Annotated in this window: 20 protein-coding genes; 2 read left to right on the top strand and 18 right to left on the bottom strand. The window is 64.4% G+C overall.

The features are described 5' to 3' along the window. Nucleotides 1-4 precede the first annotated feature (4 nt). From VJV41_RS03910 to hypA, 14 genes are all read right to left on the bottom strand, one after another. Nucleotides 5-211 (bottom strand): hypothetical protein, encoded by a 207-nt coding sequence (locus VJV41_RS03910; protein WP_325331294.1) that lies wholly within the window; start codon nucleotides 209-211, stop codon nucleotides 5-7. Between the two features lie 84 nt (nucleotides 212-295). Continuing rightward, the gene (locus VJV41_RS03915) at nucleotides 296-994 is read right to left on the bottom strand and encodes a DUF6390 family protein (protein ID WP_325331296.1); all 699 of its coding nucleotides are present in this window, start codon (nucleotides 992-994) and stop codon (nucleotides 296-298) included. 31 nt (nucleotides 995-1025) lie between these two features. Further along, nucleotides 1026-3314 carry a carbamoyltransferase HypF gene (hypF, locus tag VJV41_RS03920; protein WP_325331298.1) on the bottom strand — a complete coding sequence of 763 codons (2289 nt, stop codon included), beginning with the start codon at nucleotides 3312-3314 and terminating at the stop codon, nucleotides 1026-1028. Then, complete coding sequence (locus VJV41_RS03925; RefSeq protein WP_325331300.1) at nucleotides 3311-3565, bottom strand: HypC/HybG/HupF family hydrogenase formation chaperone; 255 nt, start codon at nucleotides 3563-3565, stop codon at nucleotides 3311-3313. The genes hypF and VJV41_RS03925 overlap by 4 nt, the downstream gene beginning before the upstream one ends. Nucleotides 3566-3568: 3 nt before the next feature. Next, nucleotides 3569-4102, bottom strand: a complete 534-nt coding sequence (locus tag VJV41_RS03930) for a hydrogenase maturation protease (RefSeq protein ID WP_414684876.1) — start codon at nucleotides 4100-4102, stop codon at nucleotides 3569-3571. Then, nucleotides 4068-4187 (bottom strand): DUF6893 family small protein, encoded by a 120-nt coding sequence (locus VJV41_RS28935; RefSeq protein ID WP_414684877.1) that lies wholly within the window; start codon nucleotides 4185-4187, stop codon nucleotides 4068-4070. The genes VJV41_RS03930 and VJV41_RS28935 overlap by 35 nt, the downstream gene beginning before the upstream one ends. After that, complete coding sequence (locus VJV41_RS03935) at nucleotides 4178-5515, bottom strand: hypothetical protein (RefSeq protein WP_325331304.1); 1338 nt, start codon at nucleotides 5513-5515, stop codon at nucleotides 4178-4180. Before VJV41_RS03935 ends, VJV41_RS28935 begins: the two co-directional genes overlap by 10 nt. Continuing rightward, on the bottom strand, nucleotides 5512-6156 hold the full coding sequence (locus VJV41_RS03940) for a DUF6084 family protein (protein ID WP_325331306.1): 645 nt from the start codon (nucleotides 6154-6156) through the stop codon (nucleotides 5512-5514). Before VJV41_RS03940 ends, VJV41_RS03935 begins: the two co-directional genes overlap by 4 nt. Continuing rightward, on the bottom strand, nucleotides 6153-6785 hold the full coding sequence (locus VJV41_RS03945) for a DUF5947 family protein (protein ID WP_325331308.1): 633 nt from the start codon (nucleotides 6783-6785) through the stop codon (nucleotides 6153-6155). The genes VJV41_RS03940 and VJV41_RS03945 overlap by 4 nt, the downstream gene beginning before the upstream one ends. Further along, nucleotides 6782-7675 carry a NifU family protein gene (locus VJV41_RS03950; RefSeq protein WP_325331310.1) on the bottom strand — a complete coding sequence of 298 codons (894 nt, stop codon included), beginning with the start codon at nucleotides 7673-7675 and terminating at the stop codon, nucleotides 6782-6784. The genes VJV41_RS03945 and VJV41_RS03950 overlap by 4 nt, the downstream gene beginning before the upstream one ends. A gap of 3 nt (nucleotides 7676-7678) precedes the next feature. Beyond that, nucleotides 7679-9475 (bottom strand): nickel-dependent hydrogenase large subunit, encoded by a 1797-nt coding sequence (locus VJV41_RS03955; protein WP_325331312.1) that lies wholly within the window; start codon nucleotides 9473-9475, stop codon nucleotides 7679-7681. A gap of 87 nt (nucleotides 9476-9562) precedes the next feature. After that, a complete protein-coding gene (locus VJV41_RS03960; RefSeq protein ID WP_325331314.1) occupies nucleotides 9563-10618 on the bottom strand; it encodes a hydrogenase expression protein HypE in 1056 nt (351 codons plus the stop codon). Between the two features lie 110 nt (nucleotides 10619-10728). Continuing rightward, a complete protein-coding gene (gene hypB, locus VJV41_RS03965; RefSeq protein ID WP_325331316.1) occupies nucleotides 10729-11502 on the bottom strand; it encodes a hydrogenase nickel incorporation protein HypB in 774 nt (257 codons plus the stop codon). Nucleotides 11503-11504: 2 nt separating this feature from the next. Then, a complete protein-coding gene (gene hypA / locus VJV41_RS03970) occupies nucleotides 11505-11834 on the bottom strand; it encodes a hydrogenase maturation nickel metallochaperone HypA (RefSeq protein ID WP_325331318.1) in 330 nt (109 codons plus the stop codon). A gap of 237 nt (nucleotides 11835-12071) precedes the next feature. Here hypA and recA point away from each other — a divergent pair, with 237 nt between their 5' ends. Beyond that, complete coding sequence (recA, locus tag VJV41_RS03975; RefSeq protein WP_325331320.1) at nucleotides 12072-14204, top strand: intein-containing recombinase RecA; 2133 nt, start codon at nucleotides 12072-12074, stop codon at nucleotides 14202-14204. Next, nucleotides 14170-14694, top strand: coding sequence for a recombination regulator RecX (recX, locus tag VJV41_RS03980; RefSeq protein WP_325331322.1), 525 nt, complete (start codon nucleotides 14170-14172; stop codon nucleotides 14692-14694). Before recA ends, recX begins: the two co-directional genes overlap by 35 nt. Here recX and VJV41_RS03985 read toward each other — a convergent pair. From VJV41_RS03985 to VJV41_RS04000, 4 genes are all read right to left on the bottom strand, one after another. Beyond that, nucleotides 14691-15515 carry a hypothetical protein gene (locus tag VJV41_RS03985; protein WP_325331324.1) on the bottom strand — a complete coding sequence of 275 codons (825 nt, stop codon included), beginning with the start codon at nucleotides 15513-15515 and terminating at the stop codon, nucleotides 14691-14693. The two genes, recX and VJV41_RS03985, sit on opposite strands and share 4 nt — an antisense overlap. A 168-nt stretch (nucleotides 15516-15683) precedes the next feature. Beyond that, a complete protein-coding gene (locus tag VJV41_RS03990; protein WP_325331326.1) occupies nucleotides 15684-16568 on the bottom strand; it encodes an amino acid ABC transporter permease in 885 nt (294 codons plus the stop codon). Next, nucleotides 16569-17249 carry an amino acid ABC transporter permease gene (locus VJV41_RS03995; protein ID WP_325331328.1) on the bottom strand — a complete coding sequence of 227 codons (681 nt, stop codon included), beginning with the start codon at nucleotides 17247-17249 and terminating at the stop codon, nucleotides 16569-16571. 15 nt (nucleotides 17250-17264) lie between these two features. Beyond that, nucleotides 17265-18077, bottom strand: a complete 813-nt coding sequence (locus VJV41_RS04000; protein ID WP_325331330.1) for a glutamate ABC transporter substrate-binding protein — start codon at nucleotides 18075-18077, stop codon at nucleotides 17265-17267. Between the last annotated feature and the right edge of the window lie 12 nt (nucleotides 18078-18089).

The following is an 18089-nucleotide window of genomic DNA, read 5'->3' on the forward strand; positions in this document are numbered from 1 at the left end:
ACCGCTACTGCTTCTGGCCGGCCTCCCCGCTGCCGGTGGCGTCGGCTTTGCCGTGCTCGCTGTGGTCGGGAACCGACTCGTCGCCTTTGTAGGTCCCCGACGGCCGGTCTGCAGGTCCGCCGGACGGCTGATCAGAGCCCGTGTCCCGTGAGCCCGGTTCCCCGCGATCGGATTGTGGTTCTTCGGTTATGTGTTCGCCAGGTCCGGTCATGCCGTCTCTTCTCATGGTGGGTGATGTTGTGGGCTACCCCTCCTTGCCTGCGCAGAAACTCATCGGATGCGCCGTTTGCGCAGTTCAAGATCTATTTCTCGTAGCGTTGATCAGGTCCAGAGTGGTCTGTGTCGCAGCCGCCAATGCGTCGGCTTGGGAGTCGCTCAGCGTGTCGCAGACGCGGTGCCAGTGCGCCGAAACCGTATCGCCGGGCTGAGGCAAGCTCGACGGGCCTCCGTCTAGTTCCCATTGCACCGCTTCGGTAGTGGCGTCTCCGAGAGTGATCACGCCTGCGTCGAAAACCAGCGGACGCGACAGGATGACGGCAGTGTCCCCGTCGACGGATTGAACTTTGCCCCAACGGATCCGGCAGTTCTGCATCACATGTAGCGCCGTCGTGGCGTCTCGGCTCAGAAACCGTATCCATGGATAGACGATGAAGACGTGGAAGCTGTGGTGGGCGAGGGCACCGCCGGAATCTGTCAGGTCTTCGAGCAGGCCGGTGACTTGGCCAGCGAAGGCATCGCGGAGTCTGTCGAGCAGCGTCGCGGAGTCAACCCGCTCAAGCAACGCCCCGCCGACCCAATAACTTTCGACCACGTCAGCGTCGAGAGGGTCATCGACGCCGGCGGCCTCGGCGATCGCCGTCAGGTACGGCCATGTCCCATCGAACTCACGCGCATGCGCGGCGATGTCCGTCGCGCTCGCGCCTGCGGGGCCGCAGTATCCAAGCTCGTTGGGCGGCAACGCGTAACGAGCGAACAGTGAGTGCCCCAGCGGCATCCGTTGCGATTGTGGTGCGATCAGGGTCTGCTTATCCGGCATTGCCCACCAACAACTGTCCCAGCGCGATGCCACCGTCGTTTGGTGGCACCAGCCGATGGGTTATCACCTCGAAGCCCTTGTGGCGCAGGCCATCCCGTGCTGATCGCAACAGGATCGCATTCTGAAACACGCCGCCCGATAGGGCGACCGTGTGGATACCGGCGGCCTCGGCCTCGGCAAGGTCGACGATCAGGTCGGCCACCGCGCGGTGGAACCGCGCACCGATGACTGCTGCGGGTACACCCGCATGCAGGTCCGCCACGATCGCGGTGAGAACCGGAGTGGGATCAATGTCGGCGGGAGACTGGGAGCGGTCGATGGCAAATGCGTACGTTCTGCTGCCGCACTCGGCATTGCGTGCGAGCCCTTCGAATTCGATCGCTGCCTGGGCCTCGTAAGCCACCACCTGCCGAACGCCCACCAGCGCTGACACGGCGTCGAACAGCCGGCCCATGCTCGACGTCGGGACGCAGCCCAGGCCGGTCTCGAGCTGACGCATCAGCACGCGGCGTTCGTCGGGCGGACAGGCCCGCACGGGCGCCAACTCGTGGTCCCACGGCAGACCGGCTGCCCACAGGTGCGCCAGCGCCATCCGGTAGGGCCTGAGCACGCTGGCGTCGCCCCCGGCCAACGGCACGTATTTGAGGCGGGCCAATCGCTGATAGTCCTTGTAATCGGCGAGCAACACCTCGCCGCCCCACACTGCGCCGTCGGGGCCATATCCCGTTCCGTCGAAGGCGAACCCGAGCACGCGCTGCGATCCGTCGAGGCCGTGTTCGGCCATCACCGCGGCGATGTGCGCGTGGTGATGCTGCACGGTGCGGACTGGTCGGCCCGCGGCGTTGCGGTACGCCCAGCCGCTGGATCGGTAGAGCGGATGTGCATCGGCGACAAGGATTTCCGGGGCGACACCGGTCAGGGCCTGCAGGTGCTGTTGGGCGGAATCGAACGCGGACAACGTCGTCAGATCGTCCATATCGCCGATGTGCTGACTCAACCAGGCGTACTCGCCGTCGGCGACCGCCATCGTGTTCTTCAGATCGCCCCCGACTGCCAGGGTCGGCGGAACTGTTACCGGTAACGCGATGGGTAGCGGCGCATACCCGCGCGAGCGCCGGATCGGCAGCTCGATACCGTCGACGACGCGGACGACGGAATCGTCGCACGGCACGAGGATCGCCCTGTCGTGCATCAGCCAACCGTCGGCAAGATGCGATAACCGGTCGAGTGCATCATCGTCGTCAAAGCAGATGGGCTCACCGGTGAGGTTGCCGGAGGTCATGACCAGAACGGTTGGTCCCGGCTCATCACCGGGAAGCCCGAACAGCAGCGTGTGCAATGGCGTGTACGCCAGCATGACGCCGAGGTCGGGGTTGTGCGGCGCGACCGAGTCGGCCACCGGTGCGCCCGCCCGCCGCGGCAGGAGCACGATCGGGCGTTGCGGTCCTGTTAGCGTGCGCGTCGATGCGTCGTCGATGTCCGTGATGTCGTGGGCGGTCTTCAGATCTGGCACCATCACAGCGAACGGCTTGTCGCCGCGGCGTTTTCGGGCACGCAGTTCTGCCACCGCGCGGTGATTGCCGGCGTCGCAGGCGAGGTGATATCCGCCGATACCCTTGACGGCCAGGACGCCACCGTAGCGGAGCACGCGGCGGGCTTGGTTCAGGCCGGATTCGCCGTCTGCGGTTCCGCCCCTACCGTCCCGATAGACAAGATCAGGCCCGCAGCCGGGGCAGCACACGGGCTGGGCATGGAACCGCCGGTCGGCGGGATCGGTGTATTCACGGGCGCATTCGGCACACATCGCGAAGCCGGCCATCGTTGTGGACGCACGGTCATACGGCAAGGACGCAATGATCGTGAAGCGCGGGCCACAATTGGTGCAGTTGACGAACGCATGGCGGTAGCGTCGGTTACGGGGATCGCGTTGCTCGGCGGCGCACTCGTCGCACATCGCTACATCGGGGGAGGTCAGTGTGCGGCCACCGTCGGTGCGTGAGGTGTCGGCGATAGCGAAGCCCGTGCCACCTCTGACCGGAATCTGTTGGGCATCAATGGATTCGATGACCGCCAGCGGGGGCGGACGGTCACGCAGCCGAGTCAGGAATTCATCGATGTCGCGGGCTTCGCCCTCGACCTCCATGATGGCTCCTGAGCTGTCGTTGCGCACCGAGCCGGTCAAGCCAAGCGACGAGGCGGTGGAGTAGACGAACGGCCGGAACCCGACGCCCTGAACCACCCCCCGCACGCACACGCGTAGCCTGCGCCGTGTGGTCATGGCGACGCCTCGGCATCGCGAGGCCGGCCCATCAGCTCGAGTCCGGCCATCGCGGCATCCGCTCCGGCTTTGTCGGTCTTCTCGACGACGAATCCCATGTGGATGATCACCCATTCGCCGGGCGCAAACGTCTCGTCGGGCAGCATCCCCACGTTGACTTTGCGGTTCTCACCGGCGACGTCGACGAGCGCGAGCTGTCCACCGTAGCCGTCCAGCATCCGGACGACCTGCCCCGGGATTCCCAGACACATGGTTCAGCCTTCTTTCACGGGTTCCAGCAGTCGCGCCACGACATCCTCGATGGCCTGCAGGGCTTGCGGTATGGCGGCTTCGACTCGCTCGGACAGGCCAATTCCTTTCTCGACATTGTCGACCTCGCAACCGATTACCACGGTGTACGGCGGGCTGCCACCCAGCGCATTGAGGCTTGCGAAGACCGCGGCGGGATCCATGGCGTGCGCATCGAGCCCTGCCGCGGCGGTCAGCGTTTGGTGGTCGGCTTCAAAGACGTGCAACGTGCCGGGTGAGCCGCGGCTCGGTAGGGCGTCGATCAGGACAAGCGCCTGCCAACCGTCGAGCAAGTCATATGCCAAGTGCATGCCCCGAATCCCGTAGTCCGTCAGCATGACTTGCGGACCGGCGAGGTGCGCCGGGACGCGACGGATCACCTCGGGGCCGAAGCCATCGTCGCCGAGGAAGATGTTGCCGATTCCGGCTACCAGGATGTCGGACGTGGTTTGCACCTCGCTGGTGTTACATGCGGCGCATCTTGAGGTAACGCCGGGCATCGGGTACTGAGCGCACGCCAATCACGGCTCCGCCGACAACGATGATCGCAGCAACGACCACGGCGATCCACCCCACTACTTCCATCTCGAACTCCTTTCAACCAGCGGTTCAACCTCATCGGGTGCGAAGTACAGGTAGCGGCCGTACCAGTCGTGTAGGTCGGCCGCCGGGTCGTCCTCCAGGACGACACCGACGTGCTGCTCACCGTCGACGTCCTCGTGCACGGACGTCACTCGCGCGACCCTGTCGGCGAAGAAGAGATCCTGGGCGTCGGCCCTGCGCGACGGCCTCAGCCTGACCCTGCTTCCGCGGGTGACGCGGACACCGTTGACCAGGACCGCGTCGATCTCGGGGCGCACAGCGGTGTCGGCCAACGGATCCCACCAGTCGATGCCCTCGGGAATCTCGGGAATCAAGCCGGCGTCCTCGCTCGCCACGTGTGGATTGCGCAGCACGCCGTGCAGATTCAGCATCGCCTCCGGTGACATCGAGTCACAGCGGTCGATGATCTGTGCCGCGAGTGGATCGGTGGCGCGGGCCTGGGCCTTCTCCTCGTCGGTCATCGTCATCACGCGCAGGGTGAGGATCTCATCGATCTCCGTCGAGTCGTACAGCGCGCCTTCGCTCTGCTCGGCGATCTCGGGATGGTCGTAGAGGATGATCGGTGACACCAGCACCAGGTCGCGCTCGCCCGGTGCGCCGGCGAGCACCGGGAAGCACCGGTGCTGACGGCATTTGGCCACTCCGTCAGCGGCGGACTCAGGCGGCTCGAGCAGCGACACGAACTCGCCATTGGAGGCTTCGATCAGCAGATGTGTGCCAATCATCGAAGCGGCGATCGCCGCATCCTTGTCGGCCGCGGGCGCCGCGGTATTGCGCACATTGAACGTCAACCGGATTAGTTCGCCCTCCGGCTCGGCGGAGATCGCGAGTTGTCCGCGTAGGGCCAGCCGGCTGCGCACCAGCCGGCCGGTTTCGACAGCCTCGACATCCATGCCTTCCGGCACCGAGATGTCAAGGACTCGAGGGAGGCTCGTCACACTGAACGGCCCGAACGGCACTTCGCAGGCGACGGCCTCATCCCAACTCAGCCACGAGCGTGGCCCGGAAACCAGCTCGTCGACTGGTTCGAATGCACCGTCGGGCAGCGCGCGCTGCGCGTCGCGGTGTTGCAATTGCAGGAAACGCACCACGCCCGATACACCTGCGGAGCCGGTCAGTTGCGTCAGCACTTGCGCGGAAAGCGTGTCGTTCTCCCCGATTCCGGCGTCTTCTGCGCCGGGCGGTCCCAAGACTCCGAACTGCCACCGCGACTGGTTCTTTCCCGAGGTGGCCCGATAGGGGTAGAGCAGGTATCCCTCGTACAGCACCGCGTCTGCGACGGCGCGGGCCCGGGCCCAGTCCGCAGTCATCGGCGATCACCGCTTGTGCTGGCGGGAAGCAGTGAGGCGATGGCGTCGTCGAACGACAGGAGGCCCCTTGAGGATCGATAGGCCGCCAACGCGTCGATGGTGTCGTGGCTCAGGCGGAGCCATCCGGTGTTGGGGAAATGCTGGGCGATCAGTCCACGCCAGATCGACACGGGCATGTCGTAGCGGTCCTCGCGGTCCCACGGCACCTGCTGGACCGCGAAGCCTTTGGCGCCCTGTACGAAAATCGTTCCGCTGAACAGGAATTGCAGTGGTAGCGACCCGTCGCGCAGGGCGTGCAGGTACTTGGCCGAAGCGACTTCGAAGTCATAGGTGCACTCAAGGGGGAGGTTGACCTGCGTGGCACCGCTGAAGCCGGGGACCATGACGGCGCAGTGTTGCCACAGAAAGGTGTGCTGGGTAGCGGCCCAGCGTTCGCGCGGCCCGAACAGGTCAGTCAGCCCGTCGGCCTCAGCGTCGGAGTATGGCCGCCGCAACGGATCGATGCGGACCTGACAACGCAGTGCAATGGCGTGGATCGGTTCGTCACCGACCGCGGCGACACCGACCCGCGCCATGAGTATCGGCGTCACCGCGTACGGTTCGGGCGCCACCTCTAGTACCGCGAACGTCACCTCCGTCATCGGGTGACCACCCTGCTGCGGTCGGCGATCGCCTCAAAGAACTCGTCCATGAAGGTGCGCACGTGCTGGCCGCCGTCGAAGCCGCGCCACAGCATTCGCAACCGGCCGACGAACTCGTAACACGCGTCGATCGGCAGCAGATGACATTCGGGCGGTTCGGTGTCATTGTCGGGCACCCGAACCAGCAGCGCCTCGGTGTCGTCGGCGAGCATGTCCACGCGTGGGTCGGCGATGCGAATGTCGGTCCAGGCCGCCATGTCCAATTCCGATTCCGTGGCACCGGCCGGCCCGGGGTAGAACGCGACCATGCGGTCCAGGGCAGAATTGCGGAAGAAGAACGCCAAACCGACGGGGATCTGCAACGCTTCCCAGCGGCGCCGGTCGATGGCGAAGTCTCCGAATGCGAGGTAACGATCGGGCACCGCCCGGTACCGCAGTTCGGCATGCGTGTCGGTGAAGAGCAGGTAGCAGCCGCGGCACACGCACATCAGTTGTCTGCCTTCGATATTGACCACATGCTGGTGTTCGGCACCGATAGTTTCCGAACACATCTCGCAGCGCTCGCCGGGATTCGGTGCCTGACGGTTGGCCCGGATTCGCGCGAGGACGTCGTAGGCGTTCGTCGTCATTGTGCGACCGCTTCTTCGACGACCGCCATCGAAAGCACGCCCTCGCGCACGAGCACCGGGATGGGCTCGAGATGGCCGGTTCCGTCGGCGCCCGCGCCGGCGTGCACAACGTCGAAAACCGCGTCGCACCTGGGGCATCGCAACGCAGCACCGTCGAGCTCGGCACCGGCCAACGAGCCCGTGCAGTTGCCGCACCGGTCGCGGTAGGCGAACAGGTTCTCGCCCACCCTGCAGGCCAGCACCGGCGCGTCCGCGACCAGAAACCCGCCGACCTCGCCAGGCGCAAGTTGGGCGAGCTCCGGGGTCGGCTGCCACGCCGTCGGCCGATGCCCGTTGCTGTGCAACCGGGTCAGCAGTGACTGTGCCGGGATCACCCCGGAGCTCGGGTCCTTTTCTGCCGCAACCACTTCGATGGAGGAGATCTCCGGCGCGGCCGCCCGCACCGCGTCCTCGACAGCGAGTTCCAACGTCACCGCAGAGGAAGGACAGGTCTTGCAGCTGCCCGAGAACCGCAGGCGGACGATGTCATCGTCAACCTCGAGCAGTGACACATCGCCACCGTGCGAGCCCAGATACGGCCGCACAGTGTCCAGCGCGTCGGAAATCCGGCGTTCGACGCTGTGCGGATGGAGCCCGTGCACCAACAGTAGGCTGGCCACCAAGTCGTCCCGGGTAAACGCCTCGGCGAGTTCGGGATTCGCGGCGACGGCCACGTGCATCATCCGCTCGAGACCAGCGCCGTAGAGGTCGGTTACCTCACGCACCAACTGTTCGGCGCGCTCACGCGCAGCCGCGCCACCGGCCGCGCTGGCGTCGAGCAGTATCTGTATCCGATCGCCCGCCGAGCGCCATTGCGCGTCATCCTGGGTTTCATCCGGGCGATGGGCCATTGGCTATTCCCCGGTCGCGGATTGGGTGGGGGAGTGCAATAGATCCAATGTCTTTCCCTTGCCCAGATACATATGCACGCCGCACGGCAGGCACGGGTCGAAACTGCGCACAGTGCGCATGATGTCGATGCCCTTGAAGTGCTCCCTGTCGTTCTCCTCGAAGATCGGTTGGCCCTGAACCGCGTCCTCGTACGGCCCTGGTGTGCCGTAGCTGTCGCGGGGACTGGCGTTCCACGGCGTCGGGGGATACGGGTGATAGTTCGCGATCTTGCCGTCGCGGATCACCATGTGGTGGCTCAGCACGCCGCGGACCGCTTCGGTGAACCCGCAGCCGATGCTCTCGTCGGGCACCTCGAACTTCTCCCAGGTCTTGGTCCGGCCGGCACGGATTTCGATCAGCGCCTTCTCGGCGAAATGCAGTGCGCAGGCCGCGGCGTAGGCCTGGAAGTACGTGCGGGCGCGGTTGCGCTCGATCGTGTTGCTGCCGTACTTCGGCACCTTCCACTCGAACGAGACCGGCCCCTTGAGCGCAGTCTTCGGGAAGTTGATCTGCACGCTGTTGCCTGTTGCCTTCACGTATCCGATGTCGACCAGATTCGCCAGCGCCGTCGCCCACAGCCTCGCCAGGGGGCCGCCACCGGTGTCCAGCGCCAAGTGGTCCTTGCCGTCGAACCACCGTGGTGACATCACCCAGCTGTACTTGTCCTCCATGTCCCGTTTCTGCGGGTGGGGGTTGGTGTGCTGGTTCCACGGGTGGCGCCGATCAACCGGATTGCCCAACGGGTCGGTCTTGACGAACATCTCCTGATCGGACCAGTCGTCGTAATACGAGCTGCCCAACAGGATTCGGAGGCCCAGGTTGATGTCCACCAGCGACGTCGTGACGAGCTTGCCGTCGACGACCACGCCGGGGGTCACGAACATCTTGCGGCCCCAGTTCTCCATGTCCTTGTAGGCGAAGTTGCAGTGCTCGGGATCCTGGAATGAACCCCAGCAGCCCAGCAGTGTGCGACGCAGACCGACTTGGTCGTAACCCGGCAGGGCTTCGTAGAAGAAATCGAACAGGTCGTCGTGCATCGGCACGGTCTTCTTCATGAACTCGACATAGCGCATCAGCCGGGTCATGTAGTCGGTCATCAGCTGAACCGTTGCGGTGGTGCCGATTCCGCCCGGATACAACGTCGAGGGATGCACGTGCCTGCCTTCCATGAGGCAGAACATCTCTCGTGTCCACCGGCTGACCTGCAGGGCCTCTCGATAGAAATCGCCGGTGAACGGATTGAGCGCCCGCATGATGTCGGCGATCGTCCGGTAGCCGTGCATGTCGGCGTGCGGCGCCTCGGTGTTCTCGGCCTTGGTGAGCACACCGGGATTGGTTTCGGCCACCATCTTCTCGCAGTAGTCCACGCCGACCAGGTTCTCCTGGAAGATGTTGTGGTCGAACATGTATTCCGCGGCCTCGCCGAGGTTGATCAACCACTCACCGAGGTGGGGTGGGCGCACGCCGTATGCCATGTTCTGCGTGTACACCGAGCATGTGCAGTGGTTGTCACCACAGATGCCGCAGATGCGGCTGGTGATGAAATGGGCGTCGCGAGGGTCCTTGCCCTTCATGAACAGCGAGTACCCGCGGAAGATCGATGACGTGCTGTGGCACTCGACGACCTCGCGGTTGTCGAAGTCGATCTTCGTGTAGATGCCGAGGCTACCGACTATCCGGGTGATCGGGTCCCACGCCATCTCCACCAGTTGGCCGGGATCCCGCTTCACGTGTGACGGCTCGGGGATGGTGGTTGTCATCGAACTTCTCTCTCTGGTTGATCCACTGCGCCACAAGACGATCCGGAGTTTCGCGAACTCAATCGCCGAGCGCGCCGAAGTGTCGCGCTACCAGGTGCGGGTCGCGCCGGTATCGAGTTTCGTGCCTGGATGCCGCCAGCGTGGCTCCTTGTCGACTGTGCGGCCGGTGACGTGACGCAGGCTGCGGATCACCGACCCGTAGAGCCCGGACGCCGCGCTGGAAAGCTTGCCGCCCGGTGGTTCATCCATGAACGGCATGAACTTGTCGGGGAAGCCGGGCATCGTGCAGCCGATGCAGATCCCGCCTACGTTCGGGCAGCCGCCGATGCCGTTGATCCAACCGCGCTTCGGCACATTGCATTTCACCACGGGGCCCCAACAGCCCAGTTTCACAATGCATTTCGGCGACCCATACTCGGTCGCGAAATCGCCCTGCTCGTAGTAGCCCGCTCGGTCACACCCCTCGTGCACCGTCTGACCGAACAGCCACTTGGGCCGCAATGCCTCGTCCAGCGGAATCATCGGCGCCTGTTCGGTCGCCATGTAGAGCAGGTAGGTCAGCGTCTCGGCCATGTTGTCCGGATGGGCCGGGCAGCCGGGAACACAGACGATCGGGATGCCTGCCTTGCTCTTCCAGTCCCACCCCAGATAGTCGGGCACTCCCATCGCTCCGGTCGGGTTGCCGGCCATCGCGTGAATGCCGCCGTAGGTCGCGCAGGTACCGACCGCGACGATGGCGGTGGCTTTCGGTGCGAGCCGATCCAGCCATTCGCTTGTGGTCATGGGCTGACCGGTCGCGGGGTTGTTGCCGAACCCGCACCAGTAGCCTTCGTCCTTGATCTGCTCGTTGGGAATCGACCCCTCGACGACAAGGACGAATGGGTCGATCTCGCCCCGGTCGGCCTTGAAGAACCACTCCAGAAAATCGTCTGCGCCCCCGTTTGGTCCGCACTCGAAATCGATAAGGGGCCAGTGGACGGCGATCTTGGGCAGACCGGGAAGCGCGCCGAGCGCGATTTCCTCGATGCTGGGTTGGGTGGCGGCAGTCAGCGCCACAGAATCGCCGTCACAACTCAATCCGGCGTTGATCCAGAGAACGTGGATCAATGCCTCTTCCGCTTTGACTGCTGCCTCACTTGGCATGCGTCACAGCTTTCTGGGGCCGGGGCTGGCGGCCCCTGTTCAGAGATGTCGACGTTTGCGCCAGCTTCTCTAGCGCTAAGTTTTTGGTCTACTCCCGACCGAATGTCTTGTCAACGGATCGTTGTGACATGGTGCTGGTTTGCGCGAACGTCGATCCAGTCGTACCACGCAGCGATACCATCGCCGGTCTTCGCTGATATCGGCAAAATCTCCGCGGTGGGGTTGACCGATCTGACGAAGTTCCGAAAACTTTCAAGATCAAAGTCTACGTACGGCAACAGGTCGATTTTGTTCAGGAAGATGAGCCCGGCGGCGGCAAACATGTGGGGGTACTTGAGCGGTTTGTCCGCACCCTCGGTTACTGAGATCACGACCAGTTTGCTGTACTCACCGAGATCGAACAGCGCGGGGCACACCAGGTTTCCGACGTTCTCAATGAACAGCAACGATCCCGGCGCAGGGCCCAGCGTCTCGAGTGCACGCCGCACCATCTCGGCATCGAGATGGCAACCCGCGCCTGTGTTCACCTGGACAGCTTTCGCGCCGGCCGCGCGAATGCGTTCGGCGTCGAGCAGCGTCTCCTGGTCGCCTTCGATGACGCAGATGTGACGACGCGGGGTTAGCTCGCCGATCGTCTTCTCGAGCAGTGTCGTCTTGCCGGCACCTGGCGAGCTGGTGATATTGACCGCAAGAACATTCCGCCCGGCCAGCCACTTGCGGTTCTGCTCGGCGATCAGGTCGTTCTTCGCCAGAACCTTCTGCTCCAGGGAGATGGTTTCGGTGTGGACGTGGTCATGCGGATGGTGGTGCTGATGGTCGTGGTGGCCGTCGCCGGCCAGGGTGATCACTGCTGACTCGTCGCCGCAGCCACACGTCGCGCACATGGTCAGCTCACTTCCATCGAGAGGATCTTCAGGTCGCGCCCGGCGAGCACTTCCACATCAGCACTTCCACAGGGACACAACAAGATCAAGTCGTGCAATTCGAATTCCCCGGCACAAGTGTGGCAGCGGGCGGTGCCGGGTTGCACATTCAGGTCGAGACGTGCGCCGTCGGCGACGGTGCCTTCGGTGGCGAGTTCGAAGCAGAACTGCATCGAGTCTGGTACTACGGCGCACAGGGCGCCGATCTCGAGCTTGACGCTGTGCACGCGGCGGCCGGCGGCGTGCTCGCACACCGCATCGACGACGCTCTGTGTTATCGCCATCTCATGCATGTCTGCCCCGTTCCGGGCCGGATGATCCCACGATAGGCCGGTGCTTCGCCCGCTCGCAGGGGACCGAAAAATCGCACCGGTTCGCGACCGGCGTGTCAGCTTGAGTCGAACACGTGTTCGTCTAATGTGAGGGCAGCGAGATGCGGGTGAGGCCGACTTGTCGGTGGCGGCCTCTAGCGTCACGGCCAACTGATCGAAACCGATCACCGAACACCCCACGAGGACGGAGACCACCCCATGAGTCAGGCACCTGACCGCGAGAAAGCCCTCGACCTGGCGCTCGCACAGATCGACAAGAACTTCGGTAAAGGCTCGGTGATGCGGCTCGGCGACGAGGTGCGCCAGCCCATCTCGGTCATCCCCACCGGTTCGATCGCCCTGGACGTGGCGCTCGGCATCGGCGGGCTGCCACGCGGCCGGGTGGTCGAGATCTACGGCCCGGAGTCGTCGGGTAAGACCACCGTCGCGCTGCACGCGGTGGCCAACGCCCAGGCCGCCGGTGGGATCGCGGCATTCATCGACGCCGAGCACGCACTGGATCCGGAGTACGCCAAGAAGCTCGGCGTGGACACCGACTCGCTTCTGGTGTCCCAGCCCGACACGGGTGAGCAGGCGCTGGAGATCGCCGACATGCTGGTCCGCTCGGGTGCGCTGGACATCCTGGTCATCGACTCGGTCGCGGCGCTGGTGCCGCGGGCGGAAATCGAGGGCGAGATGGGCGACAGTCACGTCGGTCTGCAGGCTCGGCTGATGAGCCAGGCGCTGCGGAAGATGACTGGCGCGCTGAATAATTCGGGCACCACTGCGATCTTCATCAACCAGCTTCGCGAGAAGATCGGGGTGATGTTCGGGTGCTTTAACTACAGCACTCGGGTCCAGCTGGCAGACGGTACCACCGAGAAGATCGGCAAGATCGTCAACAACAAGATGGACGTCGAGGTGCTGTCCTACGACCCGGACACTGACCGGATCGTCCCCCGCAAGGTGGTGAACTGGTTCAACAACGGCCCCGCCGAACAATTCCTGCAGTTCACGGTCGAGAAGTCGGGCGGCAACGGCAAGTCGCAGTTCGCCGCGACGCCCAACCACCTCATCCGCACCCCGGGTGGTTGGACCGAGGCCGGCGATCTCATCGCCGGTGATCGGGTGCTGGCTGCCGAACCGCACCGGCTGAGCGATCAGCAGTTCCAGGTGGTACTTGGCTCGCTGATGGGCGACGGAAACCTGTCGCCTAACCGGCGAGACCGTAACGGTGTGCGTTTCCGGCTCGGACACGGTGCCAAGCAGGCGGAGTACCTGGAATGGAAGACCGCGCTGATGGGCAACATCAAGCACTCTGTCAGTGAAAACGCAAAGGGCGCACGGTTTGTCGACTTCACCCCGCTTCCCGAGCTGGCGGAGTTGCAGCGTGCGATGTACCTGGGCGACGGCAAGAAGTTCCTCTCCGAGGAGTACCTCAAGGCGCTGACGCCGCTGGCTTTGGCTATTTGGTACATGGACGACGGCTCGTTCACTGTTCGGTCCAAGGGGCTTCAGGAGCGCACAGCCGGTGGGAGTGGCCGCATCGAGATCTGCGTGGAGGCGATGAGCGAAGGATCCCGAGTGCGCCTCCGCGACTACCTACGCGATACTCACGGGCTCGATGTGAGACTGCGTTTGTCGGGTGCGGCAGGCAAGGCGGTACTGGTGTTCTCCACCGCGTCGACGGCGAAGTTCCAGGAACTGGTTGCCCCCTACATGGCCCCGTCGATGGAGCACAAGCTGCTGCCACGGTTCCGCGGCCAGAGCTCAGTCACGCCGCAGTTCGTCGAACCCACGCAGCGGCTGGTGCCGGCACGGATCCTCGACGTCCATGTCAAACCGCACACCCGGTCGATGAATCGATTCGATATCGAGGTCGAGGGCAACCACAACTACTTCGTTGACGGAGTAATGGTGCACAATTCGCCCGAAACGACAACTGGCGGAAAGGCTTTGAAGTTCTACGCTTCGATTCGGTTGGACGTCAGGCGGATTGAAACCCTCAAGGACGGCACCGATGCGGTCGGCAACCGCACCCGATGCAAGGTGGTCAAGAACAAGGTGTCGCCGCCGTTCAAGCAGGCCGAGTTCGACATTCTCTACGGCAAGGGCATCAGCAGGGAAGGCTCGCTCATCGACATGGGTGTTGAGCAGGGCTTCATCCGCAAGTCCGGTTCCTGGTTCACCTACGAAGGTGAGCAGCTGGGCCAGGGCAAGGAGAACGCCCGCACGTTCCTGATCGAGAACGTCGACGTGGCCAACGAAATCGAGAAGAAGATCAAGGAAAAGCTCGGCATTGGCGCCGTGATCACCGATGACGAAGTACTGCCCGCCCCCGTCGACTTCTGAGGTCTCCCGCGAGGAGCAGGCGCGGGCGTTGTGTCTTCGTCTGCTCACCGCGAGGGCACGAACCCGCGCCGAGCTCGAAGGGCAGCTGGCCACGCGGGGATACCCCGACGAGGTCAGCCAGCGAGTGCTCGATCGGCTGGCGCAGGTAGGTCTGGTCGACGACGAAGACTTCGCCGAGCAGTGGGTCCGGTCGCGACGGGTGAACGCCGGAAAAGGCAAGCGCGCCTTGGCCGCTGAGCTGCGGAACAAAGGCGTGGACAACGATGTGATCACCGCAGCGCTGAGCGACATCGACGCGGCAGCGGAGCGGGAGCGGGCCGAGCAACTGGTTCGCGACAAGCTGCGCCGCGAGAAGCTCGGCGACGCTGACGACACCAAAGTCGCGCGCAGGCTCGTCGGGATGCTGGCGCGCCGGGGCTACAGTCAGTCGATGGCGTTGGACGTGGTCACCAGTGAGCTGGCAGGCGAGCGTGAACGGCGGCGGGTCTAGCGGACTGAGTCGTCCCGCTTGCTCGGGGTCGCCGCATCCTTGCGGTCACCGGCGTCATGCGTCGCGTCGTGCTTGCGGGGCGGTTCTGGTGAGTCGGATTGGTGGACCTCGGATGTGGGATCGACAGCGTTAGTGCGGTCGGTTCTGCGGGGTTCTGTCGCCGCGCCCTTGACCTCACCCTGGGCGCTCACCGTTGCGTGGCTCACGGGATCCTCGACGGCCGCAGCCTCTTTCGGCTCCTTCAGGGCCGCGCTCGCAGTTGCGGTGGCTGGTCCCGTCTCCGAGGAAGGCTCACCTTTACGCGTGTCATCATGTGATGACGCCGCCGCGACCATAGTCCGTGAGGTCGGGGCGTCAGCTGTATCGGCCCCAGGTGTCTGGCTCGATCGGGGCGCGGTGATGGACAGCGTCGGAGTCGGCACGCTCGGCTCGGTAATGGGCTGAGGCGTCAAACCCGTGAAGAATGCACCGATCGCGGTGGGTATGGCCATCACGAACGTGACGACGTTGCGCAGGATGTCGGCCACAAATCCAATCTGAAAGCTCACGTACTGCACGGCAAATCTCACCAACTCGCGGCCGGCGTCAAGTTCGACCTGCGCGAAGTCCACGAGTGCCCGGCCGAGTGCGTCGGGTATCGGAGTGCCTTGCTGGATGTTCTGCAGCAGGGTGGTGGGTATCGCAAACTCGCGCGCGAAGAGTGCTGCGCCTGTCGCAAGGAAGTCCCCGACAAATGCGATGTGGAAGTTGATCTGCTGGGTGAGCGGGTCCTGAGGTGGCATCGGTGCGAGCGTCGTGGGTGCCGTCAGCGGCTGCGTCACCGCGGTCAGCGCAACAGCTGGCCGAGAAGGCCCGGTTAGAGGGCTGCGCGGCACTGACGGTGTTCGAACAAGGCCGCTCAGCGCGATCACTGCGACGATGGCGACAATCGAAACGGCCCGAACCACTCTCTGGGCACGAACCAGACGATCGCTGGGTTCAATTGGTGCTCAAATTGTGCCGCCGGCGCCGGCGCCGAATGTGCCCTGCGTGACGGGCTGGATATGCATGGGCTCCGGGCCCTTACGGGAGCGGCGCATTCGGCCCTCCAACCATGTCGCGAACCAGGACAGCGTGAAGTTGACGCTGATCATCAACACCGCGATGACGATCAGCGCGGGGACGTAGTTGCCGTACGACGCGCCGACCTGGGTGCCTTGGCGCACCATCTCGAGGAAGGTGATCTGGTAGCCGATCGCCGTGTCCTTGAGGACCACCACCATCTGCGAGATCAGCACCGGCAACATCGAGGTGACCGCCTGCGGCAGCAGGATCGACCGCATGGTCTGCCCCCAGCGCAGACCGAGCGCCGACGCGGCTTCCGATTGTCCGCGGGGCAGCGCGTTGATTCCGGCGCGGACGATCTCGGCGATGACGGCGCCGTTGTACAGCGTCAGGCCGGTGATGACGCCCGCCAGCGCCAGATGCTTGGACGGGAAAACGTCGTACTGCGCGTACAGGAAGTACGCGAAGATCATCATGATCAGCACGGGCACCGCGCGGAAGAACTCCACGAACACCGCGGACGGCCAGCGGATCGCGGCGTGAGTGGAAAGCCTGCCTACGCCGAGAAGGAAGCCCAGCGCCAGCGCCAACACGATCGACACCGCGGCGGCGGTGAGCGTGCCCTGCACACCGGGCAGGATGTAGGTCTTCCACAGGTTGACCGTCAGGAACGGTTCCCACTTCGCGGCAGTTAGTTGCCCCTTCGCGTTCAGCCGGGAGTACACCACCCAGATCACCAGCGCGATGACCAGCGCCGTGACGACGTTGAATATGCGGTTCCGTGCCCGTGCGCGCGGTCCTGGTGCGTCGAAGAGAACCGAACCCGCCATCTACCGTGCCACCGCCAGTCGCTTACCCAGCCAGCCGAAGAACAGGCCCATCGGCAGCGTCAAGATGACGAACCCGACCATGAAGATCGCGCCGATGTAAATCAGCGCGGCCTCGTTCTCGATCATCGTCTTCATCAGCAACGCCGCTTCCGCGACGCCGATCGCCGACGCGATCGTGGTGTTCTTCGTCAATGCGATCAGCACCGAGCCGAGCGGACTGATCACAGCGCGAAACGCCTGCGGCAGCAGCACGATTCGCAAATTCTGCGCGAATGTCAGGCCCAGCGACCGCGCCGCCTCCGCCTGGCCCAGCGGGACTGTGTTCACACCGGACCGCACCGTCTCACACACGAACGCCGCGGTGTAGACGGTGAACCCGAGCACGGCCAGCCGGAAGTTGCTGTCCTCGATCGACGTCAGCGACTTCGAATCGACGAGCGTGATCCCTAACGTCTGCGCCAGCCCGAACGAGCAGAACAGGATGATCAGCGTCAACGGCGTGTTGCGCACCACGTTGACATAAGCCGTCCCGATCCAGCTGAGCATCGGCACCGGGGACAGCCGGAAGGCCGCAAGCACTGTGCCGAGGATCAGCGCTCCGCCGGCCGAGAAAGCCGTCAGCTGGATGGTCGTCCAGAACGCCTCGAAGATCTGGTCTTGGTACTTGGTGAAGATCTCCACGTGGGGGCGGCTCGACTACTTGTCGACGGGCGGCGGCGTCGGGGCGGGGATGCCCGCCGGGCCGAGGTTCTTGTCCCAGGCCGCCTTCCACGCGCCTTCCTGCTCCATCTTGGTGATCGCGTCGTTGATCTTGGTCCGCAGTTCGGTGTCGCCCTTCTTCAGGCCGATGCCGTAGCGCTCCTCGGAGAACGTCCCACCGACGACCTTGAACGCGCCCGGGCTCTGTGCCGCGTAGCCGGCCAGGATCACCTGGTCGGTGGTCACCGCGTCGATCGCGCCGTTCTTCAGCGCCTCGACGCACGCCGAGTAGGTGTCGTACTGCTGCAGCTGCACCCCGGGGTATTTGTCCTTGATGCGCTGCGCCGGCGTCGAACCCGAAACCGAGCACAGCTTCTTGTTGTTCTGCAGGGACTCCGGTCCGGTGATGTCGGTGTTGTCCGAGCGCACCAGCAGGCTCTGACCGGTCAGCAGATACGGGCCGGCGAAGTCGACCTTCTGCTTGCGGGCATCGGTGATCGAGTATGTGGCGGCGATGAACTTCACCTGGTCGTTCTGGATCAGCGTCTCGCGCTGCCCGGAAGGCGATTCCTTCCACTCGATCTTGTCCTCGCCGTACCCGAGCTGCTGGGCAACGTACTTGGCGACGTCGACGTCGAAGCCGCTCATCGTGCCGTCCGGGTTCTTCAACCCGAGGCCGGGCTGATCGAACTTCGTGCCGATGACGATCTTGTCGCCTCCGCCACCACCGCCGCCGCAAGCGGTTGCCGAGAAGGGCAATGCGATCGCGAGTGCAATGGCCGCTGCGACACGCACTTTGAGGGACGGCATGTTCGGTTCCTT

This window comes from Mycobacterium sp., from assembly GCF_035274705.1.
Taxonomy (GTDB): domain Bacteria; phylum Actinomycetota; class Actinomycetes; order Mycobacteriales; family Mycobacteriaceae; genus Mycobacterium.

Coding starts and splice junctions, on each gene's coding strand:
- VJV41_RS03910 (WP_325331294.1), bottom strand. CDS start 211: ATGACCGGACCTGGCGAACACATAACCGAAGAACCACAATCCGATCGC.
- VJV41_RS03915 (WP_325331296.1), bottom strand. CDS start 994: ATGCCGCTGGGGCACTCACTGTTCGCTCGTTACGCGTTGCCGCCCAAC.
- hypF (WP_325331298.1), bottom strand. CDS start 3,314: ATGACCACACGGCGCAGGCTACGCGTGTGCGTGCGGGGGGTGGTTCAG.
- VJV41_RS03925 (WP_325331300.1), bottom strand. CDS start 3,565: ATGTGTCTGGGAATCCCGGGGCAGGTCGTCCGGATGCTGGACGGCTAC.
- VJV41_RS03930 (WP_414684876.1), bottom strand. CDS start 4,102: ATGCCCGGCGTTACCTCAAGATGCGCCGCATGTAACACCAGCGAGGTG.
- VJV41_RS28935 (WP_414684877.1), bottom strand. CDS start 4,187: ATGGAAGTAGTGGGGTGGATCGCCGTGGTCGTTGCTGCGATCATCGTT.
- VJV41_RS03935 (WP_325331304.1), bottom strand. CDS start 5,515: ATGACTGCGGACTGGGCCCGGGCCCGCGCCGTCGCAGACGCGGTGCTG.
- VJV41_RS03940 (WP_325331306.1), bottom strand. CDS start 6,156: ATGACGGAGGTGACGTTCGCGGTACTAGAGGTGGCGCCCGAACCGTAC.
- VJV41_RS03945 (WP_325331308.1), bottom strand. CDS start 6,785: ATGACGACGAACGCCTACGACGTCCTCGCGCGAATCCGGGCCAACCGT.
- VJV41_RS03950 (WP_325331310.1), bottom strand. CDS start 7,675: ATGGCCCATCGCCCGGATGAAACCCAGGATGACGCGCAATGGCGCTCG.
- VJV41_RS03955 (WP_325331312.1), bottom strand. CDS start 9,475: ATGACAACCACCATCCCCGAGCCGTCACACGTGAAGCGGGATCCCGGC.
- VJV41_RS03960 (WP_325331314.1), bottom strand. CDS start 10,618: ATGCCAAGTGAGGCAGCAGTCAAAGCGGAAGAGGCATTGATCCACGTT.
- hypB (WP_325331316.1), bottom strand. CDS start 11,502: ATGTGCGCGACGTGTGGCTGCGGCGACGAGTCAGCAGTGATCACCCTG.
- hypA (WP_325331318.1), bottom strand. CDS start 11,834: ATGCATGAGATGGCGATAACACAGAGCGTCGTCGATGCGGTGTGCGAG.
- recA (WP_325331320.1), top strand. CDS start 12,072: ATGAGTCAGGCACCTGACCGCGAGAAAGCCCTCGACCTGGCGCTCGCA.
- recX (WP_325331322.1), top strand. CDS start 14,170: ATGACGAAGTACTGCCCGCCCCCGTCGACTTCTGAGGTCTCCCGCGAG.
- VJV41_RS03990 (WP_325331326.1), bottom strand. CDS start 16,568: ATGGCGGGTTCGGTTCTCTTCGACGCACCAGGACCGCGCGCACGGGCA.
- VJV41_RS04000 (WP_325331330.1), bottom strand. CDS start 18,077: ATGCCGTCCCTCAAAGTGCGTGTCGCAGCGGCCATTGCACTCGCGATC.